At 66.1% G+C, this 22327-nt stretch carries 27 protein-coding genes and 1 other RNA gene; 10 read left to right on the forward strand and 18 right to left on the reverse strand.

What is annotated here, in order from left to right:
- Window positions 1–35 precede the first annotated feature (35 nt).
- A complete protein-coding gene (locus AAF604_18470; protein MEM7051659.1) occupies window positions 36–254 on the forward strand; it encodes a cold shock domain-containing protein in 219 nt (72 codons plus the stop codon).
- Window positions 255–404: 150 nt separating this feature from the next.
- On the opposite strand, the gene AAF604_18475 is transcribed toward AAF604_18470, so the two are convergent.
- The 14 genes from AAF604_18475 to AAF604_18540 form a co-directional block, all read right to left on the reverse strand.
- A complete protein-coding gene (locus AAF604_18475) occupies window positions 405–1004 on the reverse strand; it encodes a peptidylprolyl isomerase (protein MEM7051660.1) in 600 nt (199 codons plus the stop codon).
- 16 nt (window positions 1005–1020) lie between these two features.
- On the reverse strand, window positions 1021–1374 hold the full coding sequence (locus AAF604_18480) for a DUF971 domain-containing protein (GenBank protein MEM7051661.1): 354 nt from the start codon (window positions 1372–1374) through the stop codon (window positions 1021–1023).
- A gap of 67 nt (window positions 1375–1441) precedes the next feature.
- On the reverse strand, window positions 1442–3757 hold the full coding sequence (locus tag AAF604_18485; protein MEM7051662.1) for a diguanylate cyclase: 2316 nt from the start codon (window positions 3755–3757) through the stop codon (window positions 1442–1444).
- Between the two features lie 83 nt (window positions 3758–3840).
- Window positions 3841–4056 (reverse strand): membrane protein insertion efficiency factor YidD, encoded by a 216-nt coding sequence (gene yidD / locus AAF604_18490; protein MEM7051663.1) that lies wholly within the window; start codon window positions 4054–4056, stop codon window positions 3841–3843.
- A gap of 172 nt (window positions 4057–4228) precedes the next feature.
- Window positions 4229–4612, reverse strand: coding sequence for a DUF2752 domain-containing protein (locus AAF604_18495; GenBank protein MEM7051664.1), 384 nt, complete (start codon window positions 4610–4612; stop codon window positions 4229–4231).
- Window positions 4612–5346: a YIP1 family protein gene (locus AAF604_18500; protein ID MEM7051665.1), complete on the reverse strand. Its 735-nt coding sequence runs from the start codon at window positions 5344–5346 to the stop codon at window positions 4612–4614. The genes AAF604_18495 and AAF604_18500 overlap by 1 nt, the downstream gene beginning before the upstream one ends.
- Before the next feature lie 43 nt (window positions 5347–5389).
- Window positions 5390–5839, reverse strand: a complete 450-nt coding sequence (locus tag AAF604_18505; protein ID MEM7051666.1) for a DUF2752 domain-containing protein — start codon at window positions 5837–5839, stop codon at window positions 5390–5392.
- Window positions 5808–6149 (reverse strand): DUF4190 domain-containing protein, encoded by a 342-nt coding sequence (locus tag AAF604_18510; protein ID MEM7051667.1) that lies wholly within the window; start codon window positions 6147–6149, stop codon window positions 5808–5810. Before AAF604_18510 ends, AAF604_18505 begins: the two co-directional genes overlap by 32 nt.
- A 21-nt stretch (window positions 6150–6170) precedes the next feature.
- Window positions 6171–6656 carry a hypothetical protein gene (locus AAF604_18515; GenBank protein ID MEM7051668.1) on the reverse strand — a complete coding sequence of 162 codons (486 nt, stop codon included), beginning with the start codon at window positions 6654–6656 and terminating at the stop codon, window positions 6171–6173.
- Window positions 6657–6817: 161 nt separating this feature from the next.
- Window positions 6818–7426 carry a YigZ family protein gene (locus tag AAF604_18520; protein MEM7051669.1) on the reverse strand — a complete coding sequence of 203 codons (609 nt, stop codon included), beginning with the start codon at window positions 7424–7426 and terminating at the stop codon, window positions 6818–6820.
- The gene (gene bshA, locus AAF604_18525; GenBank protein MEM7051670.1) at window positions 7423–8550 is read right to left on the reverse strand and encodes an N-acetyl-alpha-D-glucosaminyl L-malate synthase BshA; all 1128 of its coding nucleotides are present in this window, start codon (window positions 8548–8550) and stop codon (window positions 7423–7425) included. Before bshA ends, AAF604_18520 begins: the two co-directional genes overlap by 4 nt.
- On the reverse strand, window positions 8547–9272 hold the full coding sequence (gene bshB1 / locus AAF604_18530) for a bacillithiol biosynthesis deacetylase BshB1 (protein MEM7051671.1): 726 nt from the start codon (window positions 9270–9272) through the stop codon (window positions 8547–8549). Before bshB1 ends, bshA begins: the two co-directional genes overlap by 4 nt.
- Window positions 9269–10903, reverse strand: coding sequence for a bacillithiol biosynthesis cysteine-adding enzyme BshC (gene bshC, locus AAF604_18535; protein MEM7051672.1), 1635 nt, complete (start codon window positions 10901–10903; stop codon window positions 9269–9271). The genes bshB1 and bshC overlap by 4 nt, the downstream gene beginning before the upstream one ends.
- A complete protein-coding gene (locus tag AAF604_18540; GenBank protein MEM7051673.1) occupies window positions 10860–11579 on the reverse strand; it encodes a class I SAM-dependent methyltransferase in 720 nt (239 codons plus the stop codon). The genes bshC and AAF604_18540 overlap by 44 nt, the downstream gene beginning before the upstream one ends.
- Window positions 11580–11749: 170 nt before the next feature.
- Between AAF604_18540 and AAF604_18545 the strand changes: the two genes are divergently transcribed.
- From AAF604_18545 to ssrA, 5 genes are all read left to right on the forward strand, one after another.
- Entirely contained in the window at window positions 11750–12016 is a 267-nt protein-coding gene (locus tag AAF604_18545) for a hypothetical protein (protein MEM7051674.1), read from the forward strand.
- Window positions 12017–12281: 265 nt separating this feature from the next.
- A complete protein-coding gene (locus AAF604_18550; GenBank protein MEM7051675.1) occupies window positions 12282–13580 on the forward strand; it encodes a hypothetical protein in 1299 nt (432 codons plus the stop codon).
- A gap of 121 nt (window positions 13581–13701) precedes the next feature.
- Window positions 13702–14685: a tRNA dihydrouridine synthase DusB gene (dusB, locus tag AAF604_18555; GenBank protein ID MEM7051676.1), complete on the forward strand. Its 984-nt coding sequence runs from the start codon at window positions 13702–13704 to the stop codon at window positions 14683–14685.
- Window positions 14686–14695: 10 nt separating this feature from the next.
- Window positions 14696–15172, forward strand: coding sequence for a hypothetical protein (locus tag AAF604_18560; protein ID MEM7051677.1), 477 nt, complete (start codon window positions 14696–14698; stop codon window positions 15170–15172).
- A gap of 57 nt (window positions 15173–15229) precedes the next feature.
- Window positions 15230–15579, forward strand: a transfer-messenger RNA (tmRNA) gene (ssrA, locus tag AAF604_18565).
- A 25-nt stretch (window positions 15580–15604) separates the two neighbouring features.
- On the opposite strand, the gene mtnA is transcribed toward ssrA, so the two are convergent.
- On the reverse strand, window positions 15605–16672 hold the full coding sequence (mtnA, locus tag AAF604_18570; protein MEM7051678.1) for an S-methyl-5-thioribose-1-phosphate isomerase: 1068 nt from the start codon (window positions 16670–16672) through the stop codon (window positions 15605–15607).
- Window positions 16673–16892: 220 nt separating this feature from the next.
- On the opposite strand from mtnA, the gene AAF604_18575 reads away from it, so the two are divergent.
- Window positions 16893–18050 carry a PLP-dependent aspartate aminotransferase family protein gene (locus tag AAF604_18575; GenBank protein MEM7051679.1) on the forward strand — a complete coding sequence of 386 codons (1158 nt, stop codon included), beginning with the start codon at window positions 16893–16895 and terminating at the stop codon, window positions 18048–18050.
- Between the two features lie 201 nt (window positions 18051–18251).
- Here the strand turns inward: AAF604_18575 and cutA are convergent, their stop codons facing one another.
- From cutA to AAF604_18590, 3 genes are all read right to left on the reverse strand, one after another.
- On the reverse strand, window positions 18252–18632 hold the full coding sequence (cutA, locus tag AAF604_18580; protein ID MEM7051680.1) for a divalent-cation tolerance protein CutA: 381 nt from the start codon (window positions 18630–18632) through the stop codon (window positions 18252–18254).
- A gap of 104 nt (window positions 18633–18736) precedes the next feature.
- On the reverse strand, window positions 18737–19321 hold the full coding sequence (locus AAF604_18585; GenBank protein ID MEM7051681.1) for a GspH/FimT family pseudopilin: 585 nt from the start codon (window positions 19319–19321) through the stop codon (window positions 18737–18739).
- 103 nt (window positions 19322–19424) lie between these two features.
- The gene (locus AAF604_18590; protein MEM7051682.1) at window positions 19425–19772 is read right to left on the reverse strand and encodes a helix-hairpin-helix domain-containing protein; all 348 of its coding nucleotides are present in this window, start codon (window positions 19770–19772) and stop codon (window positions 19425–19427) included.
- Window positions 19773–20236: 464 nt separating this feature from the next.
- On the opposite strand from AAF604_18590, the gene lepB (AAF604_18595) reads away from it, so the two are divergent.
- The 3 genes from lepB (AAF604_18595) to AAF604_18605 are packed head-to-tail and all read left to right on the forward strand — an operon-like array spanning window position 20237 to window position 22002.
- Entirely contained in the window at window positions 20237–20917 is a 681-nt protein-coding gene (lepB, locus tag AAF604_18595) for a signal peptidase I (GenBank protein MEM7051683.1), read from the forward strand.
- A gap of 3 nt (window positions 20918–20920) precedes the next feature.
- On the forward strand, window positions 20921–21595 hold the full coding sequence (gene lepB / locus AAF604_18600) for a signal peptidase I (GenBank protein ID MEM7051684.1): 675 nt from the start codon (window positions 20921–20923) through the stop codon (window positions 21593–21595).
- A gap of 35 nt (window positions 21596–21630) precedes the next feature.
- The gene (locus AAF604_18605) at window positions 21631–22002 is read left to right on the forward strand and encodes a hypothetical protein (protein ID MEM7051685.1); all 372 of its coding nucleotides are present in this window, start codon (window positions 21631–21633) and stop codon (window positions 22000–22002) included.
- The last annotated feature ends 325 nt before the right edge of the window (window positions 22003–22327 follow it).

Genomic DNA, 22327 nt, shown 5'->3' on the forward strand with positions numbered 1-22327 from the left:
CAAGACCCTGGTCGACCGAGGAGTGACTTAAGACCATGTCAGAAACAGGGACCGTCAAGTGGTTCAACAACGCCAAGGGTTTCGGATTCATCGCTCGTGACGGCGAGGCTGATGTTTTCGTGCACCACAGCTCGATCTCGATGGAGGGATTCCGCACCCTCAACGAAGGGGACCAGGTTTCCTTCGAAGTGGTTGATGGCCCGAAGGGCCTGCAAGCACGCAACGTCGTGCGCGCCCACGGAACCGGCGCCTGATCCAACGACAGCAGACGAACCTCGACCCAGGCCACCTCACGGCAGCGCCAGCGAACCGGAGTTCCCGCACTGAGCAGATGAGGAGAGCGGGACGAGGTGGGTGGGATTCAACCGCCGCGTCAGCGGACGCCGACGCGGCGGTTGAAGAATCTACTCGGCGGGCGCGGCGACGCGCTTCGCCGCCTTGATCACCACATCCTCGACCGGCACGTCCCGATAGCGCGCTCGGGTGCCGGTTTTGACGCCTTCGATGGCATCCACCACCTCCATACCCTCGACAACTCGGCCGAACACCGCGTAACCCCAGCCTCGAACGTCCTTCGAGCGATGGTCGAGGGCGGCATTGTCGACGGTGTTGATGAAGAACTGGGCCGTGGCGCTGTTGGGATCCATGGTGCGCGCCATGGCGATCGATCCCCGGACGTTGTCGAGACCGTTGTCGGCCTCGTTGGGGACTGGCTCACCGGTCTTCTTCTGCTTCAAGTCCGGGGTGAAGCCGCCCCCCTGAACCATGAAGCTCCGAATCACGCGGTGGAAAATGGTGCCGTCGTAGTGGCCGGAGTCGACATAGCCCAGGAAATTGGCCGTCGACTTGGGAGCGCGCTCGGCATCGAGCTCGAGCACGATGTTGCCAAGGCTGGTCTCGAGAACCACCTGCGGGTTGGTGGTGGCAGGAGCATCCGCCACCTCCTCAGCGACCGCGGCGATCGCGGCGAGGCCGAAGATCAGCAAAGGAATCACGGACTTCATGGAGTTCTCTCCTGTGTCAGAGCTTCCTTGCCCGAGCGATGTCGAGCTGCGAGGCACCGCCACAGGCGGAGCAGGGACAGATGTCGCGCAGGAAGTCGTAGCGATAGATCCCCGTGCCGTGACCGTCGGACCACAGGACCGAAAAGGCATAACGGCCCACCGGCTCGATGTTCTCGACCCGCACGTTGGCGGCCGGGGGATGGTATTGAAGGGTCAGCGCCGCGTGCCCTTGGCAGGCGGCGCAGGGGCACCAACCGCGCAGATAAGCGGCATCGAAATCCGCCGAATGACCGTCCGCCCAGGTCAACCGCAGCTTGTTCTCGGCAGGCAGACGGCGAACCTCGGTCAGGATCTTGGCGGCGGTCGTCACGGTGATCTCGACAGGTGCGGACTGGGCATACTGGCCGGGCTCGCGAGCCCCTCCGGAGCGGCCCCGATCAGGCCCGAATCGTAGCACCCCGAGTCTGGGCCGAGTCCAGCCGAACCGGCGGGAAAATGCGGTTCCGGCCAGCCTCCTTGGCGCGATAGAGGCTGTGGTCGGCGGCAGCGATGAGGTCTTCGATGGACGGCTCGTGGATCTGCTCCCGAACCTGAGCCAGGGACGCCAATCCGATCGAAACGGTGACCCGCGCTTCACACTCGTCATCGATCGGCAACCCGGTCTCACGCACCGCGGCGAGCAGCTTCTCGGCCACCGCCCCGGATGCCTCGAGATCCGTCTCCGGCAAGACCAAGAGAAACTCCTCGCCTCCGTAACGGCCGACCGCGTCCGTATGTCGCAGGCTGTCCTCGATCGAGTAGGCCAGGCGTTTGAGGAGACCGTCCCCGGCGAGGTGACCAAAGCGGTCGTTGATGCCCTTGAAGTGGTCGAGGTCGGCGATCCCGATGGTCAGAGGACGGTCGTAGCGCAGCGCCCGGTCGAGCTCCGCCGCCGCCTTCTCGAGAATCGCCTCGCGGCGCAGCAGGCCGGTCAGATTCTCGTAGGTGGCGGATTCGAACAGGCGGGCGTTCTCGAGCACCGAGGCGACATGGTGAGACAGCAGGTCGAGGAGCTCGACCTGCTCCGAGGAGTAGCCGCCGGGAGCTTGCGATCCACCGAGGACGATCAAACCGATCAAGCGCTCTCGACTCGACAGGGGCACCACCAGCTCGGCCCGCGATACCCGCAGGTAGCGGCCGAACTGGTCGTCGTAGCTCATCAACTGGCTCGCCGGCAGGGTCCGTCCCGCCTTTTCGACCGCCAGCACACTGCCGTCGCGCACCGAGAGCAGCGACGGTGGCTCGTGGTTCTCGGGCCCCTCGGAAGCGAGGGTCGCCAGCAGATCGGTGACCGGCCCGCCGATGCACACCGCCACCGAACGGGCCGCGAAGATCTCGCCCAGACCATCGACCAGTCGCTCCCCCATCAAGGGCAGCTTGCCTTCCGCCGGCAGCTCCGCGGCAAGGGTCACCAGCCGGGCGCGGGTCTCGTCGCGCTCCGGAAAGAACCGCCGTCCGATGGAGCGATGCAGAAAACGGCGCAGCGGAGTGAACAGCAGCCCGAGGATCAGGGTCGCGCCCGAGATCACCCAGATCGATCCGTCCTCGCCGACGAGTTGCGAGACCAGCGCCCCACCGGCTCCCAGGGAGGAGTAGAAGAACAGCAGCAGGCTGCCGGTAAGAATGGTGTAGACCAGGCTCCGGCGAACCGCCAACTCGATATCGAGCAGGTGGTACCGGAAGATCGCGACGAAGACCGCCAGCGGGTAGCAGAGCAGGATCAGTGGCTCGATGCGCAACCAGCGGTTGACCTCGTCGTTGGTCATCACCCACGGCGTGGTGAGAAAGACGAAGGCCACCCAGGGGAGCACACCGGCCAGCACCAGGGCGGCCTGCCGCCGCCCTCGGGAATCCGGAAAGCTGAGGGTCTGGACGATCAGGATCGAGGCCACGGCGATCGCCCAGAGAGGGACCCCGTAGGTCAGCAGGAGGCGTTCCGCTTGGTAGCTGGTCCAGGGAAACAGGTTGACCGTAGCGATCTCTTCGATCAGATAGGTGAGGGTCGCGGCCAGCGCCGCACCGAGGCCGAGCACGTAGTAGAGGGGCACCAGCCAGGGCCGCCTACTGAGCCAGCGGGAGCGAGCCGGAATCACCGAGGCGAGATGCAGCTCGAGACCAATCTCGAGACCGGTGAGGAGGTAGAACAGGCACAGGGTGGCGTTCGAGAGCAGATGGTTGCCGATGCTCAGGGTCGGCAGCGCCATCTCTGTGGCGATCGCCAAGGCGAGCAGCAAAAGGAGCTTCGCCCGCAGCCGATCGGTCCACTGCATCAACACCACCAGGATCAAGGAAAGATAGACGGCGACGGCCAGGCACAGCAGGCTGAAACCGAACCAATCGGCATCGGCGCCGGGCCGAACCTCGAGCTGGACCGTCTGACCCTCTCTCTCGACCTCGAAGGTGACCGGCTGATCGCGCTCGAAATCGCCCGCCGCCCGGTCCCAATCGGTCACCGAACCGATCAACCGCGAGCCGATGCGCTGGACGCGATCACCGGGGAGCAAACCGGCAGTGTCGGCACCGCCGCCTGCCACCACCTCCAGGAGGTGGATGCCACCCACCGGTGACTGCTCGATGGCTACCCCGACCATGCGCTGAGCACTCTTGGCGCGCTCGATTCCCTGCACCGCCACCATCGTCACCAAGGTGACGGCGATCACCAGCGCAAGAATGCCTCGGCGGCGCGGGTTGGAGAGGAGGTTCTCTATAGCCATGGGCGTCTTTTAAGACCTACCGGAGTAGTGCAAATTCGCCGGGACCCCGGGACGCCTGCTCGCTCCATGGCTACAAGGGTCGCTCACGGAAAGTCTTCGGTCCCGCGGGGAGTCCAGGGGCCACAGCGAGCGAGCCGGCGCACGGTCATCGCCGAGCCTAGCAGCGCACCATGGCGATGCACCGCCATCTCGGCATAGCGGCTGCAGGTGGGGTGAAACCGACAGCGACCGCCGAAGCGGGCCAAATGGGGCGAGAGGAAGGTCTGATAAGCGGTCACTCCGCCGGCCAGGAGATGCACCGTCCACTGCCGTTCCGGGGGTCGCGAAAGATCGACACACCACAGCAGCAAACCACACCAAAGGATGACCCGCCAGCGGGGAGGGCGGCCGAGAAACGCCGATCGCGAGGTCACGGGGCGGCGCGTTGGCGGTGCGTTGGCCCGACTTTTTTCACCGGCGAAGGGAGATCGCCTAGGCGCCGGTGACGATCAGATAGGCCCAGTTGGCCAGCAGCAGCCCGAGCACCGACCAACGCTGGAGATCGCTCAGGGTCGCCGGCGGCTGAGGCGGCTCCCGACCGATCATGGCGAGACCACCGGCCACCAGGCCACCGCCAATGACGGCGATCCAAGCCAAGGTCGCCAGCGGCGAAACGGTGAGCGCCGCGACGATATCGAAGTCGGCGAGGGAGAGGGCGGAGCGGGTCGTACCGCAGGTCGGGCACGGAACTCCGGCCACTCCCTTGAACAGGCAGGTCGGCAACCCGGTGGCCAATCGATGGGCCCAGGGAGAGACGACCACGGCGAGCAGCGCCATGGTCCCCCAGATGAAGCCGAGTTGCCGACCGGGAGTCATCAGCCTCCGGCCTGGCTCACCGCCGACATGATCGCGCCACCGGCCAAGACGAGACCCAGGATGACGCACAGGCAGCACAGGGCGATCGGAATCAGCACGCCGCCGGCCGCCTTGCCTTCGGTGGTCTGATGCAGACGGGCGAGGCCGATGATCTGCAGGAAGATCGTCCAGACGAGGGCGATCAAGCCGCCGACGAAGGGAATGATCTGGGCCAGATTGGCGGTGTAGGAGTAGGAGATCGCCCGCATCGTGCCCTCGAAGCCGGCGTCGCTGGTGCCCTTCAGCATCATCAAAACGAGATGCACGATGCCGCTCCACACGAAGACGCCGACGGCCACCATGATCGGGGCCATGATGATTCCCATGATCAGGCTGCCTCCCTGAGCCGCCATCATCGGTCCCATCTGATCGCGCATCTCGGCCGGCAACATGGTCAGCATGCTGCCGCTGAACAGCGTCGACCAGAGCTGGCCGATGATGCCGCCGACGGAGCCGACGATGATGGCGTAGAGCAGCGGGCTCATGAAATCGCCCATGCGCTGCATCCGGCCATAGGCATCGCGCGGCGCCGTCGCCACCAACTTGACGGTCTCGATCAAGGACGGCATGAAGCCGGAGCGCTGGCGGTTCTCCCACGGCAGGGAGCTGCCCTCGGTGCCGCCGGTGGGGCCGTAGGGAGGTGGTCCTTCGCCGCCCGGAGGCGGCGGGGGAGGCGTCGACATCGGATCGGTCATGGTTTCCCTCCTTCGCAAGCTCGGTCCCGCAGCGGGACCAGTATTACCAGGGGAGCGTTCCGGTGGCCAAACGACCGAGCCACAGCGCTCCAAGGACGATTACGTGAGACAGCAACAGCTCATCGAGCCGAGACCAGAGCCAGCGCAGCTCCAGACCGAGAAGCTTCAGTCCCCAAAACAGCCAGCCCAGCCCGAGCTCGAGGGCGAGCAGTGGCGCCAGGGGGTGAAGCTGCCAGGCGCGAGACCACTCGCCGAGAGCCAGATGACCGAAGGCTCGGGTCATGCCGCAGCCCGGGCAGGGAACCGCCGTCCAACGACGGATCGCACACCACGAAGACGCAGCGTCACCCGCTCCTTGGCTGACCACCGCAGCGGCGACCGCGAGAGCGATCGCCGCCAGTGGCAGGGCCACCAGCCAAAGGGCCGGCAGCAGCCAGGGCCGGAATGAGATCAGGCTCGGCCTAGAGAGTACCAAGAACCACCAAGGCGGCAATCAAGATCCACACCAGACCCACCGCCAAGACCATCGCCAGGGCCACGGTCGCGATGATGCCCAGGATCTTGCCTGCCAGGGCCATGCCTTCATCCTGTGCCGACCCTCGGCCGGAGGCCCGAATTGCCTGCAGCTCCTGGTGTCCCAGGTACCAGGCAATCGGCCCCAGGACCTGACAAGAAGCCAGGCCGAGAATGCCGAGGATGAGCGCGATGACGGCCTGCGAGCCGGCGGCCGGCGCCGACCCCGCCGTGGCGGGGGTCGGAGCTGGCGCCGGCGGGAGCTCAGCCGATGGAGCGTCGGAGGACATCGGAGTCCGCTCGATCGCTCCCTAGAACCGGTCCGCGTAGTGACTGACGCCCGGAACCAGTTGGCGCTTGCCGTTGACTCCCTTGACGATGCAAACGATGTGGAGCACCAAAATCGCCAGCCAGGAGAACAGGCTCAGCAGGGTGGTCAGGCAACCGAGGATGTCGCCGATGAAGGTCAGGATCACCCCGAGGATGAAGATCCCGATCCAGAGCACGATCTCGGCCGCGAACAGCACCAGCCCGTGCTTGGCGTGCCACTGCACCTCCTGATCGTCCTTCTCCACCAGCAGCGGAATGATCGCCAACGGCCAGAGGTAGGCCAGCGCGATCATCAGGCCGCGGTTCTGGGAAACGCTGCCGTTCGACGGCTGGCTTCCGGGCGGTGAAGGTTGCGGTGCCGCCCCCTGGTTGGGTGGCGGTGGTGGCGGCGGAGTATCGCCCGGCGGCGACGGAGGAGGCGGAGGGGGAGTGTCGCCCGGCGGTGGGGGAGTTCCTGCGTCGTTCAAGGTGTCCTCTCCTTGTCTTCTCAGATTGTGATCACGAACAGTCTACCGAGGACGGCGGAGGGAAACCAAACTCGCGCGCCGCCCTCGACACCGCGGCGCCTGCGCAGACGTCGAGAGTTGTTCGATCGGTTGTTCATGCTTGGTGGCTCTAGCCTACACCCCTACGCATTCCCGGCGGGGTTGTTCCGCTCGAAGGTCAGGCCGAGATCGGCGAGGCTGGCCTCGACGACCTCCAGCTCGTCGAGGCGGACTCGCAGTTCGACCCGCACCCGCTCACCGAACTCCTCCCCCAAACGCTCGACCGCCGGAGGACGCACCAACCGGTGAACCGCGCCGAGAAGCTCGTAGGAAACCTCGACCCGGCCGGCCACCGTCGGAGCGCGCTCGACGGTGGCCAGATGGGCGATGGCCTCGCGGGCCGCCCCGCCATAGGCCCGCACCAACCCCCCTTTGCCGAGCTTGGTGCCCCCGAACCAACGCACCACGACGGCGAGGACGTCGGAAAGCTCGGCGCCCTGCAGAACTCGCAGGATGGGCAGGCCGGCGGTGCCGGCAGGCTCGCCGTCGTCGGAGGAGCGTTCCTCGGTTCTGGCCCCCAAGCGCCAGGCGAAGCAGTGATGGGTGGCGTCCGGAAACTCTCGGCGAATCGCCTCGAGGGCGGCGACGGCAGCGGGCCGGCTGTCCGCCGGCGCCAGGACACAAAGGAATCTCGAGCCCTTCTCGCGCAGCTCGGCACGGACGGCGGCCCGTGGAGCGCGATAGGTCTTCAAGGAGCGGTCGCCAGAACGCGCTCGTAGAGCTGCCGGTACTGGGCCACGATCTGTCGCTGACTGAAGCACTCGATGGCGCGGCGGCGCCCGGCCTTGCCGAAGCGTCCGGCGAGATCCGGATCGCGCAGCAGTCGCAGGGCCGCCGCGGCCATCGCCTCGACGTCGCCGACCGGACAAAGAAAGCCGGTCTCGCCATCCGCCACCACCTCCGGCACGCCACCGACCCGAGTCGCCACCACCGGCACGCCGCAGGCCATCGCCTCGAGCACCGCCAAGCCGAAGGACTCGGTTTCGGAGGTCAGCAGAAAGAGGTCGGCGCCGAGCAGGCCTTCCTCGACCAAGGGCATGTTGCCGACGAAGGTGATCGACTGACAGATGCCGTGGTCGCGGCAGTACTGCTCCGCCTGGGGGCGGTCCGGCCCGTCGCCGATCATCAGCAGCCGCACCGGCATCTCGCCGTGGAGGCGCCGAAAAACGCCGAGGACATCGAGCACCCGCTTCACCGGCCGGAAGTTCGAGACGTGCACCAAGACCTTCTCCCCGGGCTCGGACCAGCGCTTCGCCCCGGGACGGCCGGCGGCGGGATCGAAGCGCTCGGGATCGATGAAGTTGTGGATGACATCGATCGGCAGCTCGCGGTCGAGCTCTCCGAGGGTGGTCTGGCGCAAAGACTCGGAGACGGTGGTCACGGCATCGCTGGCGACGATGCCGAAACGGGTGGTCTCGAGGTAGCTCGGGTCGACCCCCACCAGGGTGATGTCGGTGCCGTGCAGGGTGGTCACCACGGGCAGCCGCTGAGGCGCCATCATCTGGCGCGCCAACACCGCCGAAACGGCGTTGGGCACGGCGTAGTGGACGTGCAGCAGGTCGAGGCGATTGTGGCGCGCCACCTCGACCATCTTGGTGGCGAGAGCGAGGGAGTACGGGGGGTACTCGAACAGCGGATAGCGCGGCACCGTGACTTCGTGGAAGAACAGACGCGAGTTGAGAAAGGACAGCCGCGAAGGCACCGCATAGCTGATCACGTGGACTTCGTCGCCGCCCTCCGCCAGCGCCATGGCGAGCTCCGTCGCCACCACTCCGGAGCCACCGTAGGTCGGATAGCAGCTGATGCCGATCTTCATCGCACGCCTCCCGGAATCAAGCCCATCAGGTCGCCCACGGCGAGCGGTTGGCGGCTGCCGAAGGGCTCTCCGAACTCGGCACCGACGATCTCTCCGAAGTGTCGCGCTCGGCCCTCGACGGCGAGGGCGAACTGCCGGGTGGCGATCTTGGTGGTCGCCTCGCCGTCCGAGGCGTCAGGGCGATAGAACTGGCTACCGTAGGCGGCGAGGGCTTCGCTGCGCTGGTGCCAGGTGGCGCTCACGTCGACGATGAAGCGCGGCTCGAAGAGATGATGTTGCATGTAGAAAAACACCGCCCCGGGCCGATGCGGAGAGCCTTCACCGCGGGCCTCGAGGCCGGCATAGAAGCTCGCCGCCTCGACCAACGCACTGGCGCGACCGTGGTCCGGATGCCGGTCCCGCGGCGGCGGGGCCAGCACCACCTCCGGGCGCCGGCGGCGGAGCACCGCGATGAGGGCGTCCTCTTCTGCCGGGCCGGTGCGCAAGGCGCCATCGCCGCAATCGAGAAAGTCGAGCTGCGCAGCGCCCAGGATCTCCGCCGCCCGCTCGGCCTCGCGCAGTCTTTCTTCGGCGGAGCCTCGAGTGCCGCCTTCGCCGCGCGTCAGGTGGAGAAGGCCAACCCGCCGGCCGGCCGCCGCCAGCCGAGCCACGGTCCCTCCGCAACACAGCTCGACGTCGTCCGGATGGGTCCCGATGGCGAGCACATCGACTGTTTCGTTCATGGCGTGATCACCTGCAGCACACCGCCATCGAGATCCATCTGCTGCCACAGGCTGTCGACGAAGCGCTGCTCATGCTTGCCCCGGAAGTGGGCCGAGAAGACCACCCGCTCCTGCATCCGGCCATCCGGCAACAAGGCTTCCCGCAACCGGTCGATGCGCCGCGAACGCACCTCGTCGGAGCGCACTGCGGCGGCGGCCACCTTGTCCGAGAATTTGTCGAGAGCCCGCAGAATCTGCTCGCGGGTCTTGTCGAAGGGGCGCTCGAGATTGCCATCCACCGCCAAAGCGGCCGTGCCGACCTCGGCCAGGATCGCCTCCACCCGCTGGCGGGGCGCTGCCAGCAGGTCGCCGCCACCGAGCTCGGAAAGCTTGCGATCGAGGCTGCGACGATCGCCCAGCAGGCTTTCGAGGGGCAGAGACAGCTCTTCGAGGTGCTCGAGCTGATGGCCTTCGACCACCATCGCCTGCGGCCGCAGAGTCGTCCAGGGGGCGGTGATCCCGAGCACCGGATAAAGCGCCGCCACCTGCGGCATGTAGGACAGCTCGCCGGGTCCGAGGAGCTGCAGATCACTGGCCAGCAAAGCGTCTTGAATCGCCGGCCGGGCGAGCACCCCCGGGCTCACCACGGCGGGATTATCGCGCACGATCTCGAGCAGCTCGGCGATCGAGCCGCCGGCATCGTCGCCGCCGCGCAGGCGATAGCCTTCGGCGGTCCACTCGATCCGCCGGCGCTCGCCGCGATGCAACAAGAACAGCGGCGAGGTCCCCGGCTGGGGCGAGACCTGGAGCGCAAAGCCACGCTCCACGATGCGCTCGTCGGCAGCGGCGCTGGCGGCCGCAACCTCGGCCCGGCGCTCGACGATCTTCTCGAGCCAGGGGCGCTGGAGCCGCTTGATGTCGGCATCCATCGCATCGAGAAAAAGCGGGCTGTAGTCCCCCAGAAGACCGCTCATCAGGCGGCAGAAAGCTTCGCCGAAGCGCGCCTCCGGGCGATACCAGTGGCGGATCTCGTCGAGCCAACGGCCATAGCGGTCGCCGGGCATGAGCTCCGCGAGCTCGGCGAGAACGGCCTCGATGCCGCGACCGAGGGTGCGCATTCCGACCGGCGCCAGCGGTTCCGGATCCTCACCCAGGGAGAGCTTCCGGGACCCACCTCGGGCGAGCACCGTGAGGGCCGAGACCTCGCGAAAGTCGTGATCTTCGGTGGCCACCCAGAAAACCGCGACGGCCGGCTGGCCGGCCGCTTCGAGAGCCGCCGCCCAGCGCGCCGCGGCCACCGCTTTCGACAGGGTGTAGAGGGGACCGCCGAGAATTCCCGGCTGCTGGCCGGTGACCACGACGCGGGTCTCGGGCCTCGCCAAGAGATCCGCCAGTTCGTCGGCGCGGCGATTGCCGTAGGCCCGATTGGCAACCCTCAGGGCTTCCGCCAGGGCGCGGCGATCCGGTGCCGGCTGTGGGCGCGGCGCGGGCAGCTCGCCCGGCGGCAGAAAGCGCAACGGCGCCAACAGGTCGCGCTCCCGACCTTCGAGAAAGGCTCGCGGCATCGCCGGCAGCAGACCACTGCCGGCGAGCTCGACGCGCAGGCCGTCAGAGCGGCTTGTCGCAGAGAAGGATGAGGCGTTCGCTGTCACGATCGAATGGTTCTCCCTGGAAGTTCCCGAACACCTCGGCCACCTCGAGGCCCGCCCAGCGCAGACCGACGGTGACCTCCTCGGGCGCATAGGCGCGCACACTCTCGAGATAGGTACGCGGCGCGGCGCCCACGGGACGAAGCGTGATCCGTTTGTTGATCCGGCAAGTTGCCGGGTCATACCAACGCTCGATGTCGACCCGACGGCCCTCCTCCTGGCGACTCTCCCGGGGGCGCAGCTGATCGAGAACCCGATCGCGGTTCATCAGGTCGATCAAGAAACGGCCCCCAGGGGCCAGGATCCGGACAACCTCTTCGAGGACGCGGAAATTCTCGCGTTCACTCTCGAAGTATCCGAAGGAGGTGAAGAAATTCAACACCCAGTCGAAGGAGTCGGCCGCAAAGGGCAGCTCCTTCATGTCGGCCCGCACCCTGGGAAGCTCCGGTCGGCGCGAGAGAAGAGTCAGGGAGAGGTCGACCCCGAGAGCCCGAATGCCACGCCGCCGCAGCGCCTCCGTGTGGCGGCCGGCACCGCAGGCCAGATCGAGCACCGCCCGCGGTTTTGTGGGCCCGAAGTGACGCTCGACGAAGTCGACGTTCTTTTCGGCTTCTTGTTCGTCGCGATGGGAATAGAGCGCCAGGTAGTCCTGGCCAAACCATTCTCTATACCAGGCCATGGGGACGGATCATAGCGTGCCTTCGTCGCCACCGGATGGCGCGAGAAATCCAAGAAATTGCCTTCCGACGACCCGTGATGCCTTTGGAGAGCACTTCTATTGGAGGAAGGCGAGGTCACGGTACCGCCGACGCACCTCGCGAAGACCTTTTATCCGATAGGAGATTCTCCATGCTTCATGCGCTCCCCTCGCCCCGCTTCCTGGCTCTGATCCTCTTGACCACGCTGCTGGCCCTGCCGGTGGCCGCTGCGCCGGCGACCGAGGACGTCGCTCACGGCCCGCTCGAACAGGTCGTCTCTTGGCTCGAGGAGGCCTGGAACGGAGTCGTCTCGGCGCTCTTGCCGGGCCAGCAGCCGAGCTCCGACCACCCAGCTCAGCGCACCCTGACCCAGGACCGCGGCCCGACCATGGACCCGAACGGCGTCGCCTACCGCTGAGGCCGGGCCGCCTTCGAACATCGAGGCCAGCCCGTCGTCCCGTCGAGGGTCGGCGGCGCGCCTTCGACGCCGCGGCGGAGGCCGATGTCGAAAGAAACGGCGTTCGATTGCCGTCAGAGGCTCGTCCTCAAATTTCATCTATTAAAATAAGTCAAACTTTCAAATTCCCACAATTATCTCCCGCGACATCTCGAGAGACGACAGGATCGGTTATCCTATTCAGAGGAGGGTTGATTCATTGTCTGATGTACATATAAATCGAGAGTTGCTACAAGCCATCACGCGGGGGGAAATTCACCCCTCGGCCCTCGTCGAGGTCATCGTCGAGCACTTGCTCCAGGCTTGCCCCGCGTGCCGCACCGAGATCGAGGCTTGGCGCGAGAACCCGACCGGCGAAAACCCCGACTACGGCAGCGTTTTCGATCGCCTGATCGCCGGCGTCCGGGACCAGACGGAACGCATCGAAGACGAGCGGCTCGAGGCGCAGCAGGACTTCGACGAGCTGCAGAAAGTCCCGCCAGCGGAGCGCGGCGACAAGATCCTTCAGGCCCACAAGCGCTTCCGCAGCCACCTCCTCGCCGACCTCCTCCTGACTGCGAGCCGGGAGGGAATACCGGCCGACCCGGCCCACGCGCTGCATTTCGCCGAGCTCGCCGAGCTGGTCGCCTGCCGCTGTCCGTCGACCGCCCTCGGCACCGAGAGCCAAGTGCGGGCTCTCGCCAACCAGGCCAATGCCCAGCGCTGTCTCGGCAACCCCCAGAAGGCCCACGAGCTGTTCGGTCAGGCGCGCTCCCTGATGCGCACCAAGGGCGTCACGGACAAGCTCGTCTATGCCGAGATCGACAGCTTCGAAGGCTCTTTGAGAACCGATCAGCGCCGCTACCGTCAGGCCGACATGCTGCTGCGCCGGGCCACCATGCACTACCGCTTGGCGCGCGACGACGAGAAGGTCGCCAGCACCCTGCTGCAGCTCGCCAACCTGAACTACTACCAACAGAAGCTCGACAAGGCCATCGCCTCGATCAAGGATGCCCTGACCTCCTTGGCCGGCAGCGACAACTCGCGCCTTCTCCTGATGGCCCACTACAACCTCGCGGTCTATCAGAACGAGGCCGGCGAGCAGTCCGATGCCGCCGCCACCCTGCGCCGAGCCCACCGCCTGGCGGTTGAGTTCGGCGACGATTGGACCCAGCTCCGGCTGCGCTGGCTGGAGGGCAAGATCGCTCGCGACCTGGACGACGCCGAGACCGCCGAGAGCGCTCTCCTCGAAGTTCGGGAGGGCTTCATCGCCGCCGGCTCCGGGTACGACGCCGCCATGGCCTCCCTCGACCTCGCCGTGCTCTACGCCCAGCAGGGGCAGGCCAGGCCGATCCGCCAGCTCGCCGAAGAGATGATGCCGATCTTCGAGGCCGAGGACGTCCACCGGGAAGCGATGGCGGCCCTCATCCTCTTCCAGGAGGCGGCGCGCCAAGAGGTGGTCAACATCGCGATGGCGAAGGAGGTGCTCGACTACCTCGACCGCGCCCGTCAGGACCCCACCCTGAAGTACCGCGAGCCGTCGTAGTTTCAGGCGGGCTCGTGCCCCCCTCAGGCCTGCGCGGCCCGGCGACGCACAGGTCGTGCGCCTTCACCCCCCTCCAGGGCGGCCCCATCCAGGGCGGCTTCGAGATCTGTAGAATCAGCCCATGCTGCACCTCGGCACCGTTCCCGTCGATCCACCGCTGATTCTCGCGCCAATGGCAGGAGTCACCGATCGTGACTTCCGCCGCATCGTGCGCCGGATCGGAGGCGTCGGCATCGTCACCATGGAGTTTCTGTCGTCGAAGGGTCTCGTCGGCAAGGATCCGCGGGTTCTCCGCCTGCTCCATTTCTGTGAGGAAGAGCGGCCCCTTTCGATCCAGATCTATGGCTCCGATGCGGACACCATGGCGGAGGCGGCGCGCCGGGTCGAGGCGATGGGAGCCGACGTCTGCGACATCAACATGGGCTGCCCCGCCAACAAGGTCTTGAAGGGTTGCGCCGGGGCCGCCTTGATGGGGGACCTCGAGCTCGCTCAGCGCATCATTCGCCAGGTTCGCCAGGTCTTGACCATTCCGCTGACGGTCAAGTTCCGCCTCGGCCTCGACGCCGAAAGCGCCAACTACCTCGAGCTCGGGCGAATCTGCCAAGGAGAAGGCGTCGACGGCGTCGCCATGCACGGGCGCACCGCCAAGGAAATGTTCCGCGGCCAGGCCGACTGGTCACCGATCGCCCGCCTCAAAGACAGCCTCGACATCCCGGTCTTCGGCAACGGCGACGTGCGCACCGCCGACGATGCCCTCGAGATGCTCCGCACCACCGGCTGCGACGCCGTCATGATTGGCCGTGGCGCGACGCGCAACCCGTGGATTTTTCGACAGACCGCTTGCCGCCTCGCTGGCGAGCGCTGGCCCGAGCCGACCCTCGCCGAACGACGGCGCTTGATGCTCGATCACTTCAGCGCCGTCATCGAACGCGAAGACCCGGTCTATGCCCTCCACAAGCTGCGCGGCTTCACCAACTGGTACAGCCACGGCCTGCCCGAAGGTCTGAGCCTGAGGCGACAGCTCAGCGGGCTGGACGACGCACCGGCGGTGATGGCGGCGGTGCGTCGGCACTTCGAACGGATCGCCGTCGAGCAGGCGGCCTGAGGCGGTTTCTTTGGCCCAGACTTACGACATCGCAAGCGAGCGCGAGCGCGTTTTGGGAGCGGTTTCCGACGCCGCCGATGCCTGGGGGGCGGAGTGGCAGCGTCACGGCACCGGCGGTCGCCTGGTGATTCCCCTGCTCGCCGGAATCCGCGTCGGCTTCGCTCGCGGAGAGGTCTCGGTGCAGGCGTCGGGCGACTCCTCGGTCCTACGATTCGACGCGGAGGAGACCCAGTACCGGCTGCAGACCCCGGCGGTCATGATCTTGATCTTCTCCGCCTTCGGGGCCTCGCTGACGGTGCTCTGGCCGTTCTTCCCCAGCCTGCTGCCGATGGCACCGGTGGGCGCCATCCTCGCCCTCGGAGGTTGGTTCCTGGTGGTCAGCCGGTTGCAGACCAATACCCCGGAGGATTTCTTCGGCCTGGTGCGGGAAATGGCGACCGATGAACAAGCACCGGACGAAGACGCCCTTCGAGCCGAAAACTCCTGAGACGGAATTTCCAGGCTCGGGCGGCCGTTGTAGACTGCGAGTTCTTTGGCAACTGATGGGGGCGTACTGGATTCGACGGGGAACAGAGCGGGCCGACGGTAGCGTGTCGAGTTTCTCTCGTAAAAAGAAAAAAGTAACTGCGAACGACAACTTCGCTCTCGCGGCCTAGAGGCCGCGCGTGCCACCGGGAGCCTGATCCGCGGCGCCCGGCCGGTGCGACGCTAATGCGGATCTAAGGAATCGGTCGGCCTCGTGCCGATTCCGGATTACTCAGTGAGGCTGGCCACCGCGCCGGAGGCCTTCTTCCAAAGCGCGATTGGCGAGATCCCCTAAAACGAAGGATACGCACGTAGAAGCCGCCGGAACGCGTTTCTCGGACGCGGGTTCAATTCCCGCCGCCTCCACCATCCGCCAGTCTTTCCTGATAGATCCCTACTCTTCAACCGCCTCGAAGGCGCGGCGAATGCTCTCTTCATAGGGCGCTTCGAGCACACCGGCATCGGTGATGATCGCCGCGATGAGCTCCGCCGGGGTGACGTCGAAGGCGAAGTTCATCGCTTCCGTTTGCCGCGGCGCCGCCGTCTGGCCGAGGATCTCCGTGACCTCGCCGGACGCTCGCTCCTCGATCGGAATCGCATCCCCCGAAGCCGTTTCGCGATCGATGGTCGAGAGCGGAGCGGCGACATAGAAGGGCACTCCGTGGCGCGCCGCCAGGACGGCCAGTGGATAGGTGCCGATCTTGTTGGCGGCATCGCCGTTGGCGGCGATGCGGTCCGCCCCCACCACCACCCGGTCCACCATGCCGCGGGCGAGCAGGGTTCCGGCGCTCGAGTCGGTGACCAACCGATGGGGAATGCCGAGGCCGGCGAGCTCCCAGGCGGTGAGCCGGGCGCCCTGCAGCAGCGGCCGCGTCTCGTCGACCCACACCAGCGAAACCTTGCCGTCGTCCCAAGCCGACCGGATCACTCCCAGCGCGGTGCCGTAGCCGGCGGTGGCCAAGGCCCCGGTGTTGCAATGGGTCAAGACCCGCTCCTCGGCGGCGAACAGGCCGGCTCCATGGCTGCCGATTCGACGGTTGGCGGCGATGTCTTCGCGATGCAGCCGCCGGGCCCAGGCAAGGAGCTCCGTCCGCACCGCCTCGCGCCCCGCCGAGCGATGCCGCACCCAGAGCTCGCGCCCCTGACGCAGGGCCCAGCGCAGGTTGACGGCCGTCGGCCGGGTGGCGCCGAGAAGCTCGGCCTGGCGATCAAAGCAGTCCGCCCAATCCTCGCCGGCGCACTCGTCGAGGGCGACCACCAGACCGTAGGCGGCGGTGACCCCGATGGCCGGTGCCCCACGCACCGAAAGTCGCCGGATGGCGCCGGCGACATCCTCCACCCGACGGCACTCGAGCCAGATTTCTTCCGCCGGCAGGCGGGTTTGATCGAGGAGCTCTAGGAAACCCCTTTCGGACCAGCGGATGGGAGAGAAGTCTTCGCGGGAATGGGAGCTGTCGGTCATGGGTTGAGATCCTAGCGGATCGGAGGTCGCCTGCGAGCCTCCTCCGACGTGCGATCGGGCTTCTACGCGGCCCCCCGGTGGCGGCGAAAAACACTGCAAATCAAGCCCGAGCCAGGAGCCGTGACCGGCTTGCGAAGAAAGGGCTACAATCGGTCGCCAATGCTCTCGGCAGGTCTCCGGGGGAGGCCCGCCACTGCTCTGCGGAAGGGGAGGAATCGACATGAAGGGCGACACTCGAGGTCGCGGGTTTTCCACCCGCGCCATCCACGCCGGCCAGGCGCCGGATCCGCGCACCGGCGCGGTGGCCGTTCCCATCTACCAGACGTCGACCTACGTGCAGCCGGAGCTCGGCCACGAACCGACCTACGAGTATGCCCGGGTGCAGAATCCGACCCGCGAAGCCCTCGAAGAGAACATCGCTTCGCTCGAGTCCGGCGCCACCGGCCACGCTTTCGCTTCCGGCATGGCGGCGATCGGTGCGCTCATGACCTTCCTGGAGTCCGGCGACCACGCCGTGGTCTCCCAGAACGTCTACGGCGGCACCTATCGCTACTTTCACCAGATGCTCGAGCGCCAGGGATTGACCTTCACCTGGGTCGACACCAGCGACCTGGCGGCGGTCGAAGGGGCGATGACGGACCGCACCCGCATGGTCTTCGTCGAGACGCCGACCAATCCGCTGATGGAGATCGCCGACCTCGCCGGCATCGCCGAGATCGCCCATCGGCGCCAGGCCCTGCTCACCGTCGACAACACCTTCCTGTCACCCTACCTGCAGCGCCCAATCGAGCACGGTGCCGATCTGGTGGTGCACTCGACGACCAAGTTCCTCAACGGTCACAGCGATTCCATCGGCGGTGTGGTGGCGACGGCGCGGACTGAGCTCGGCGAGTGGCTCGACTTCGTCCAGAAGTCCGCCGGCGGCATCCTCTCGCCCTTCGACAGCTTCCTCATCCTGCGCGGTATCAAGACCCTGCCGGTGCGCATGGATCGCCACGAGAGCAACACCCGCCGCATCGTCGAGCTGCTCACCGCCCACCCGCGAGTCGAGTCGGTGCTCTATCCCGGCCTGCCGGATCACCCGGGTCATGCCCTCCAGCAGCGTCAGGCCTCCGGCTTCGGCGCCATGGTGAGCTTCGAGGTCGGCTCCTACGAGGTCGCCAAGCAGATCCTCGACCGGGTGCGGGTGATGAGCCTGGCGGAGAGCCTCGGCGGCGTCGAGACCCTGATCTCGCATCCCGCCTCGATGACCCACGCCTCGGTGCCACCGGAGCGCCGCGCCGCCATCGGCCTGAGCGACAGCCTGGTGCGCATCTCCGTCGGCCTCGAAGACGTCGAGGACCTGGTCGAAGACCTGAGCCAAGCCCTGGACGACTAGCAGGCTGCTGATTTTTCCGGAGAGGGGCTACGCGCCCCTCTCCGGCCCAAGAAGCGCGGTTCTTGGGCCTCCTCTCCCGTCGCGGCGGCTGCCCCGCCGCCGGGCCCTTCCGGTCCCGGAAGCAGGCTGCTCAAAAAGTCTGCTTCGCGACTTTTCCAACGCTGCTAGCTGTTTGTCTCAGGGGGGCTAGAGGCGCCCTGCTTAGAAGTCGGTGTCGTCGGGGTTGGCGAAGGCCACCCGCTCTTCTTCATCGACGAAGTCGGCGTCTTTGTCGACACTCTCGCCGATCCACTGCAAGAAGGAGGCATCGCCCTTCTGGACCGAGAAAGAGAGGATCTCGGGCAGCTCGTAGTTGTGGAGCTCGCGGATGGTGTTGGCGACGGCCTCGAACTCGGCCGCGACGGTCTTGATCACCAGCATCATCTCGCCGTCGGTGCAGATCTTCCCCTGCCAGCGATAGATCGACCGAATTCCTGGAACGATATTGACGCAGGCGGCTCTGCGACGCGCCACCAGCTCGCGAGCAATGAGATTGGCCTGTTCTTCCGTTCCGGCGGTGGTGACGACGACGATTGCACCCATCGGCGAGACCATACTGCAGTCGATTCCGGGGAGTCAATTTCCGCCGGCCCCTAGCAGGCGCTCAAAAAGTCGTCACGCGACTTTTCAGCAGCCTGCCAGCGCCCTCAGCGCCAGCGTTCTCGGCGCTCGTCGTAGACCAGGATTCGGATGCGGCCGGTGGTGCCGGTGACCCGCACCGCCGACAGGCGTGACCGGCCATCGGTCAGGTAGACGGTACCCGGCGTCGCGGTGCCGAGGGGCCCGAAGGAGGCGATGTTCGAGCGATTGAAGCGAATCGGATCTTCGAGGCGATCGAGGCGACGGCCGAGATTCCCGGGGTCGCGCGGCGCCGGCCCCGGAGGAAACCCGAATCGTGCCGCCGGACCGAGATGGCCGAGGGGTTTGCCGAGGAACTCGGGATCGATCCCGGCGGCGATGTCGTCGGCCCGAATGCCGTCGCCGTCGCCGTCGTAGTACAGCCGCCAGAAGGCCGGCGAGCCGTCCTGAAAACGCACCCCGACATGGGCGCTGTAGCGCACCGCATAGGACTTGGCGAGCTGAAAGATTCCGGCCACCTCGGCGGCGCCGGCTCGCACTCGAGCTCCCGCCACCGCCCGCAGCAAGGGCGGCACGGAGAGGGTGAGCAGGACCATCAACAAGGCCGATGAGATGACCACATCGAGCAACTGGAAACCACGCTGAGAGCCCACAGATCCCCCTTGGGCGCCGGACGGCACCGGATCGACTGCTTTCGCTGGATGGCGGTATTCGAACCGCAGGGAAAGGCCGGGGCTGCCGCCCCGGCCCCGAGGATCAGCCTTCGTCCGCGGGCTTCTCGGCCGACCGCGAAGTTCGCACCTTGGTGGCCAGAGTGGTTTCGCCCTCGAGAGTGATGTAGGGCGCGAGCTGCTCGAAGGTCTTCTCGCCGATTCCGCGAACCAACATCAACTCCTCGAGGCTGCGGAACTCACCGTTCTCGGCGCGGAAGTCGACGATCCGCTGGGAGACGGCCGGCCCGACGCGCGGCAGCAGAGCGAGCTCCTGGGCGTCAGCCTGATTGATGTTGACGACTCCCGAATCGGCCACCGCGACGGCCGGCATCAGGCAGGCGAAGAACGAAAGGGCGAGCAACTGGATGAGCAGGTTGGAAATCTTGAACATGGGTATTCTCCTTGGTCATGGATGGTTCATTGGTCGGGGCCGATGACCCCGGGATCGGGTCGGCCGGGCTCTTCCGCCCGGCCTCCCTTCGTGCCTTGTCGGTGTGACTTCATCCTTCTTTCCCCGACACCCCCTTTCTCCCGTTCTTGGTTACGGGATGGAGGTACTACAAGGCCCCTGCCACCATCCAAAGATGGAATAAAGTTTTATTTTTCAACCACTTGAGAGATTCTGGCGAAGCTGGAAAAGATTCCGTTCGGTCAAAGAACTTTGCGCCCGAGGGCCGAAAAAGGGCCGCGACCCGGTCGAATCACCAGGGAGCATCGGTCTCGAAAACCATGTCCAGTGATTTGGACGGCGGGAAAATCTTTGGACATCTGCCGCGGCCAGGGCGGCAGCAGCGGTCTTCGACCGACCTGGAGCGCGTTGGAATCGTCGGGGTCTTGCTGTAGATTCGAGCGGTCATGGCGAAGAACCGCTCGTTTCTCGGCCTGTTTCGGGAGTACTCCGAGGCGATCTTGATCGCCGCCATCTTCCTGCGCTTCGCCAACACCTTCGTGGTGCAGACTTTCTACATTCCCAGCGGCTCGATGGAAGAAACGCTGCTGATCGGGGACCACCTGTTCGTCAACCGCTTTCTCTACGGCCCCACCGCCACCGGCGTCGAGAACAGCCTGTTCCCGCAGCGCCCGATCGAGCGCGGCGACATCGTCGTCTTCCGCTCTCCGGAAGACAAGAAGACCGATGTGGTCAAGCGCTGCGTGGGGATTCCCGGCGATCGCATCGAGGTGGTGCGCAAGCAGCTCTGGATCAACGGCGAACCGGTCGACGATTCCTCCTACACGAGCCATCGCGACGGTCGCATGCGGCCGATCCGAGACTTCATGAAGCCACTCGTCGTGCCCGATGGCGAGTACTTCTGCATGGGGGACAACCGCGACTTCTCCTACGACTCGCGCTACTGGGGAACCTTGCCGGCACACCTGGTGAAGGGCCGAGCGGTGGTCGTCTACTGGTCCTACGGAGGCGAGCCGCCCCCCCAGAGCTGGCCCGGCCTCCGGGGCAAGCTCGCTCAACTCGGTCGCACCGCGGTCGGCTTCTTCAGTCGGACCCGATGGGAGCGCACCTTTCACCTCATCCGGTAGGTCGTGGCGCGGCGTTTCGCAGGCGTTCTCGATGCGGTCGAAGCGATTCTGATCGCGTTGGTCTTCGCCACCTTCGCCAAGACCTTCGTCGTCCAGGCGTTCAAGATCCCGTCCGGCTCGATGGAGCAGAATCTCCTGGTCGGAGATCACATCCTGGTCAACAAGTTCATCTACGGACCGAGCCCGACCGCCCTCGAGCGCAAGCTCCTGCCGGTGAGGCCGCTGGAGCGCGGCGACGTCACCGTGTTCAAGTTCCCGCAGGACCCGAGTCGCGACTTCATCAAGCGCTGCGTCGCCCTTCCGGGGGACCGCGTCGAGCTGGTCGATAAGCGTTTGTTCGTCAACGAGACCGAGGTCGACGAGTCGCGCTACACCCTGTTCACCGATCCCAGGGTCTACCCGGCGTCACGGTTTCTCCCGGAGAGCCGTCGCTTCCGCGACAACTACGGCCCCTATTTGGTACCCGCCGCGGGCTATTTCTGCCTCGGCGACAATCGCGACAACTCCAACGACTCGCGAGTTTGGGAGTCCGTACCGCAGGGATTCGTGCGTGGCCGGGCTTTCATGATCTACTGGTCTTTGGAACCGGCAGAAATGGTCGGAATCGAGGAATCTTCCGTCTTCGGCCGGATCTGGGAGAGGATCCGCTGGGATCGTAGCTTCCGTGTCGTGCGATAACCGTTCTTTGTTTTTTGTGGGAAAGGAGCTTCGTCGTGTACAAGCGAGCCGGCGAACGTGGAGAGGGCCGAATCGGCTGTCTATTTTGGAGTCTTCTGCTGGGAATTGCGGTGATCGTGGCCTGGGAAATGGTTCCCATCAAGATCCGCACTGCCGAGTTCTACGACTACATGATCGATCAGGCGGCGATCGCCACCAACGATCGCTCGGAAGAGAACATCAAGCGCCGCATCCTGCGCAAGGCCGCCGAGCTCGATATTCCCCTCGACAAGAAGAACCTGGTGGTGAAGCGCATCGGAGACCGCATCCAGATGCGAGCTTCCTACATGATTCCCGCCGAGTTCCCGGGCTACACCTACGAGTGGAAGTTCGAGCACGAGGTGGACCGCAACCTCTACATCTTCTAGCACGCGGCTGGAAGCCGCGTGCTGTTTTCCGAGGGGGGCTAAAGGCGCCCCCCTCGCCTACGCGGCCCGGCCCGCACGCACAGGTCGTGCGGGCTCACCCCCGTCCTCAGCGGCTTTCACCGCTGCCTCGCCCGTTGGGCTCGGACGCCGAGTGCTCGCTAGCACACGGCGACTTGCTGGTGAGAGCCGAAGGATCTGAACCCTCGCGGCCGAACCGGTACCCCCGTCCAGGGCGGCCCAATCCAGGGCGGATCCGTCCACAGCGCCGATGGCGCTGCCTCGCCCGTTGGGCTCGGACGCCGAGTGCTCGCTAGCACACGGCGAC

The sequence above is a fragment of the Acidobacteriota bacterium genome (assembly GCA_039028635.1).
In the GTDB taxonomy this organism is placed as follows: domain Bacteria; phylum Acidobacteriota; class Thermoanaerobaculia; order Multivoradales; family JBCCEF01; genus JBCCEF01.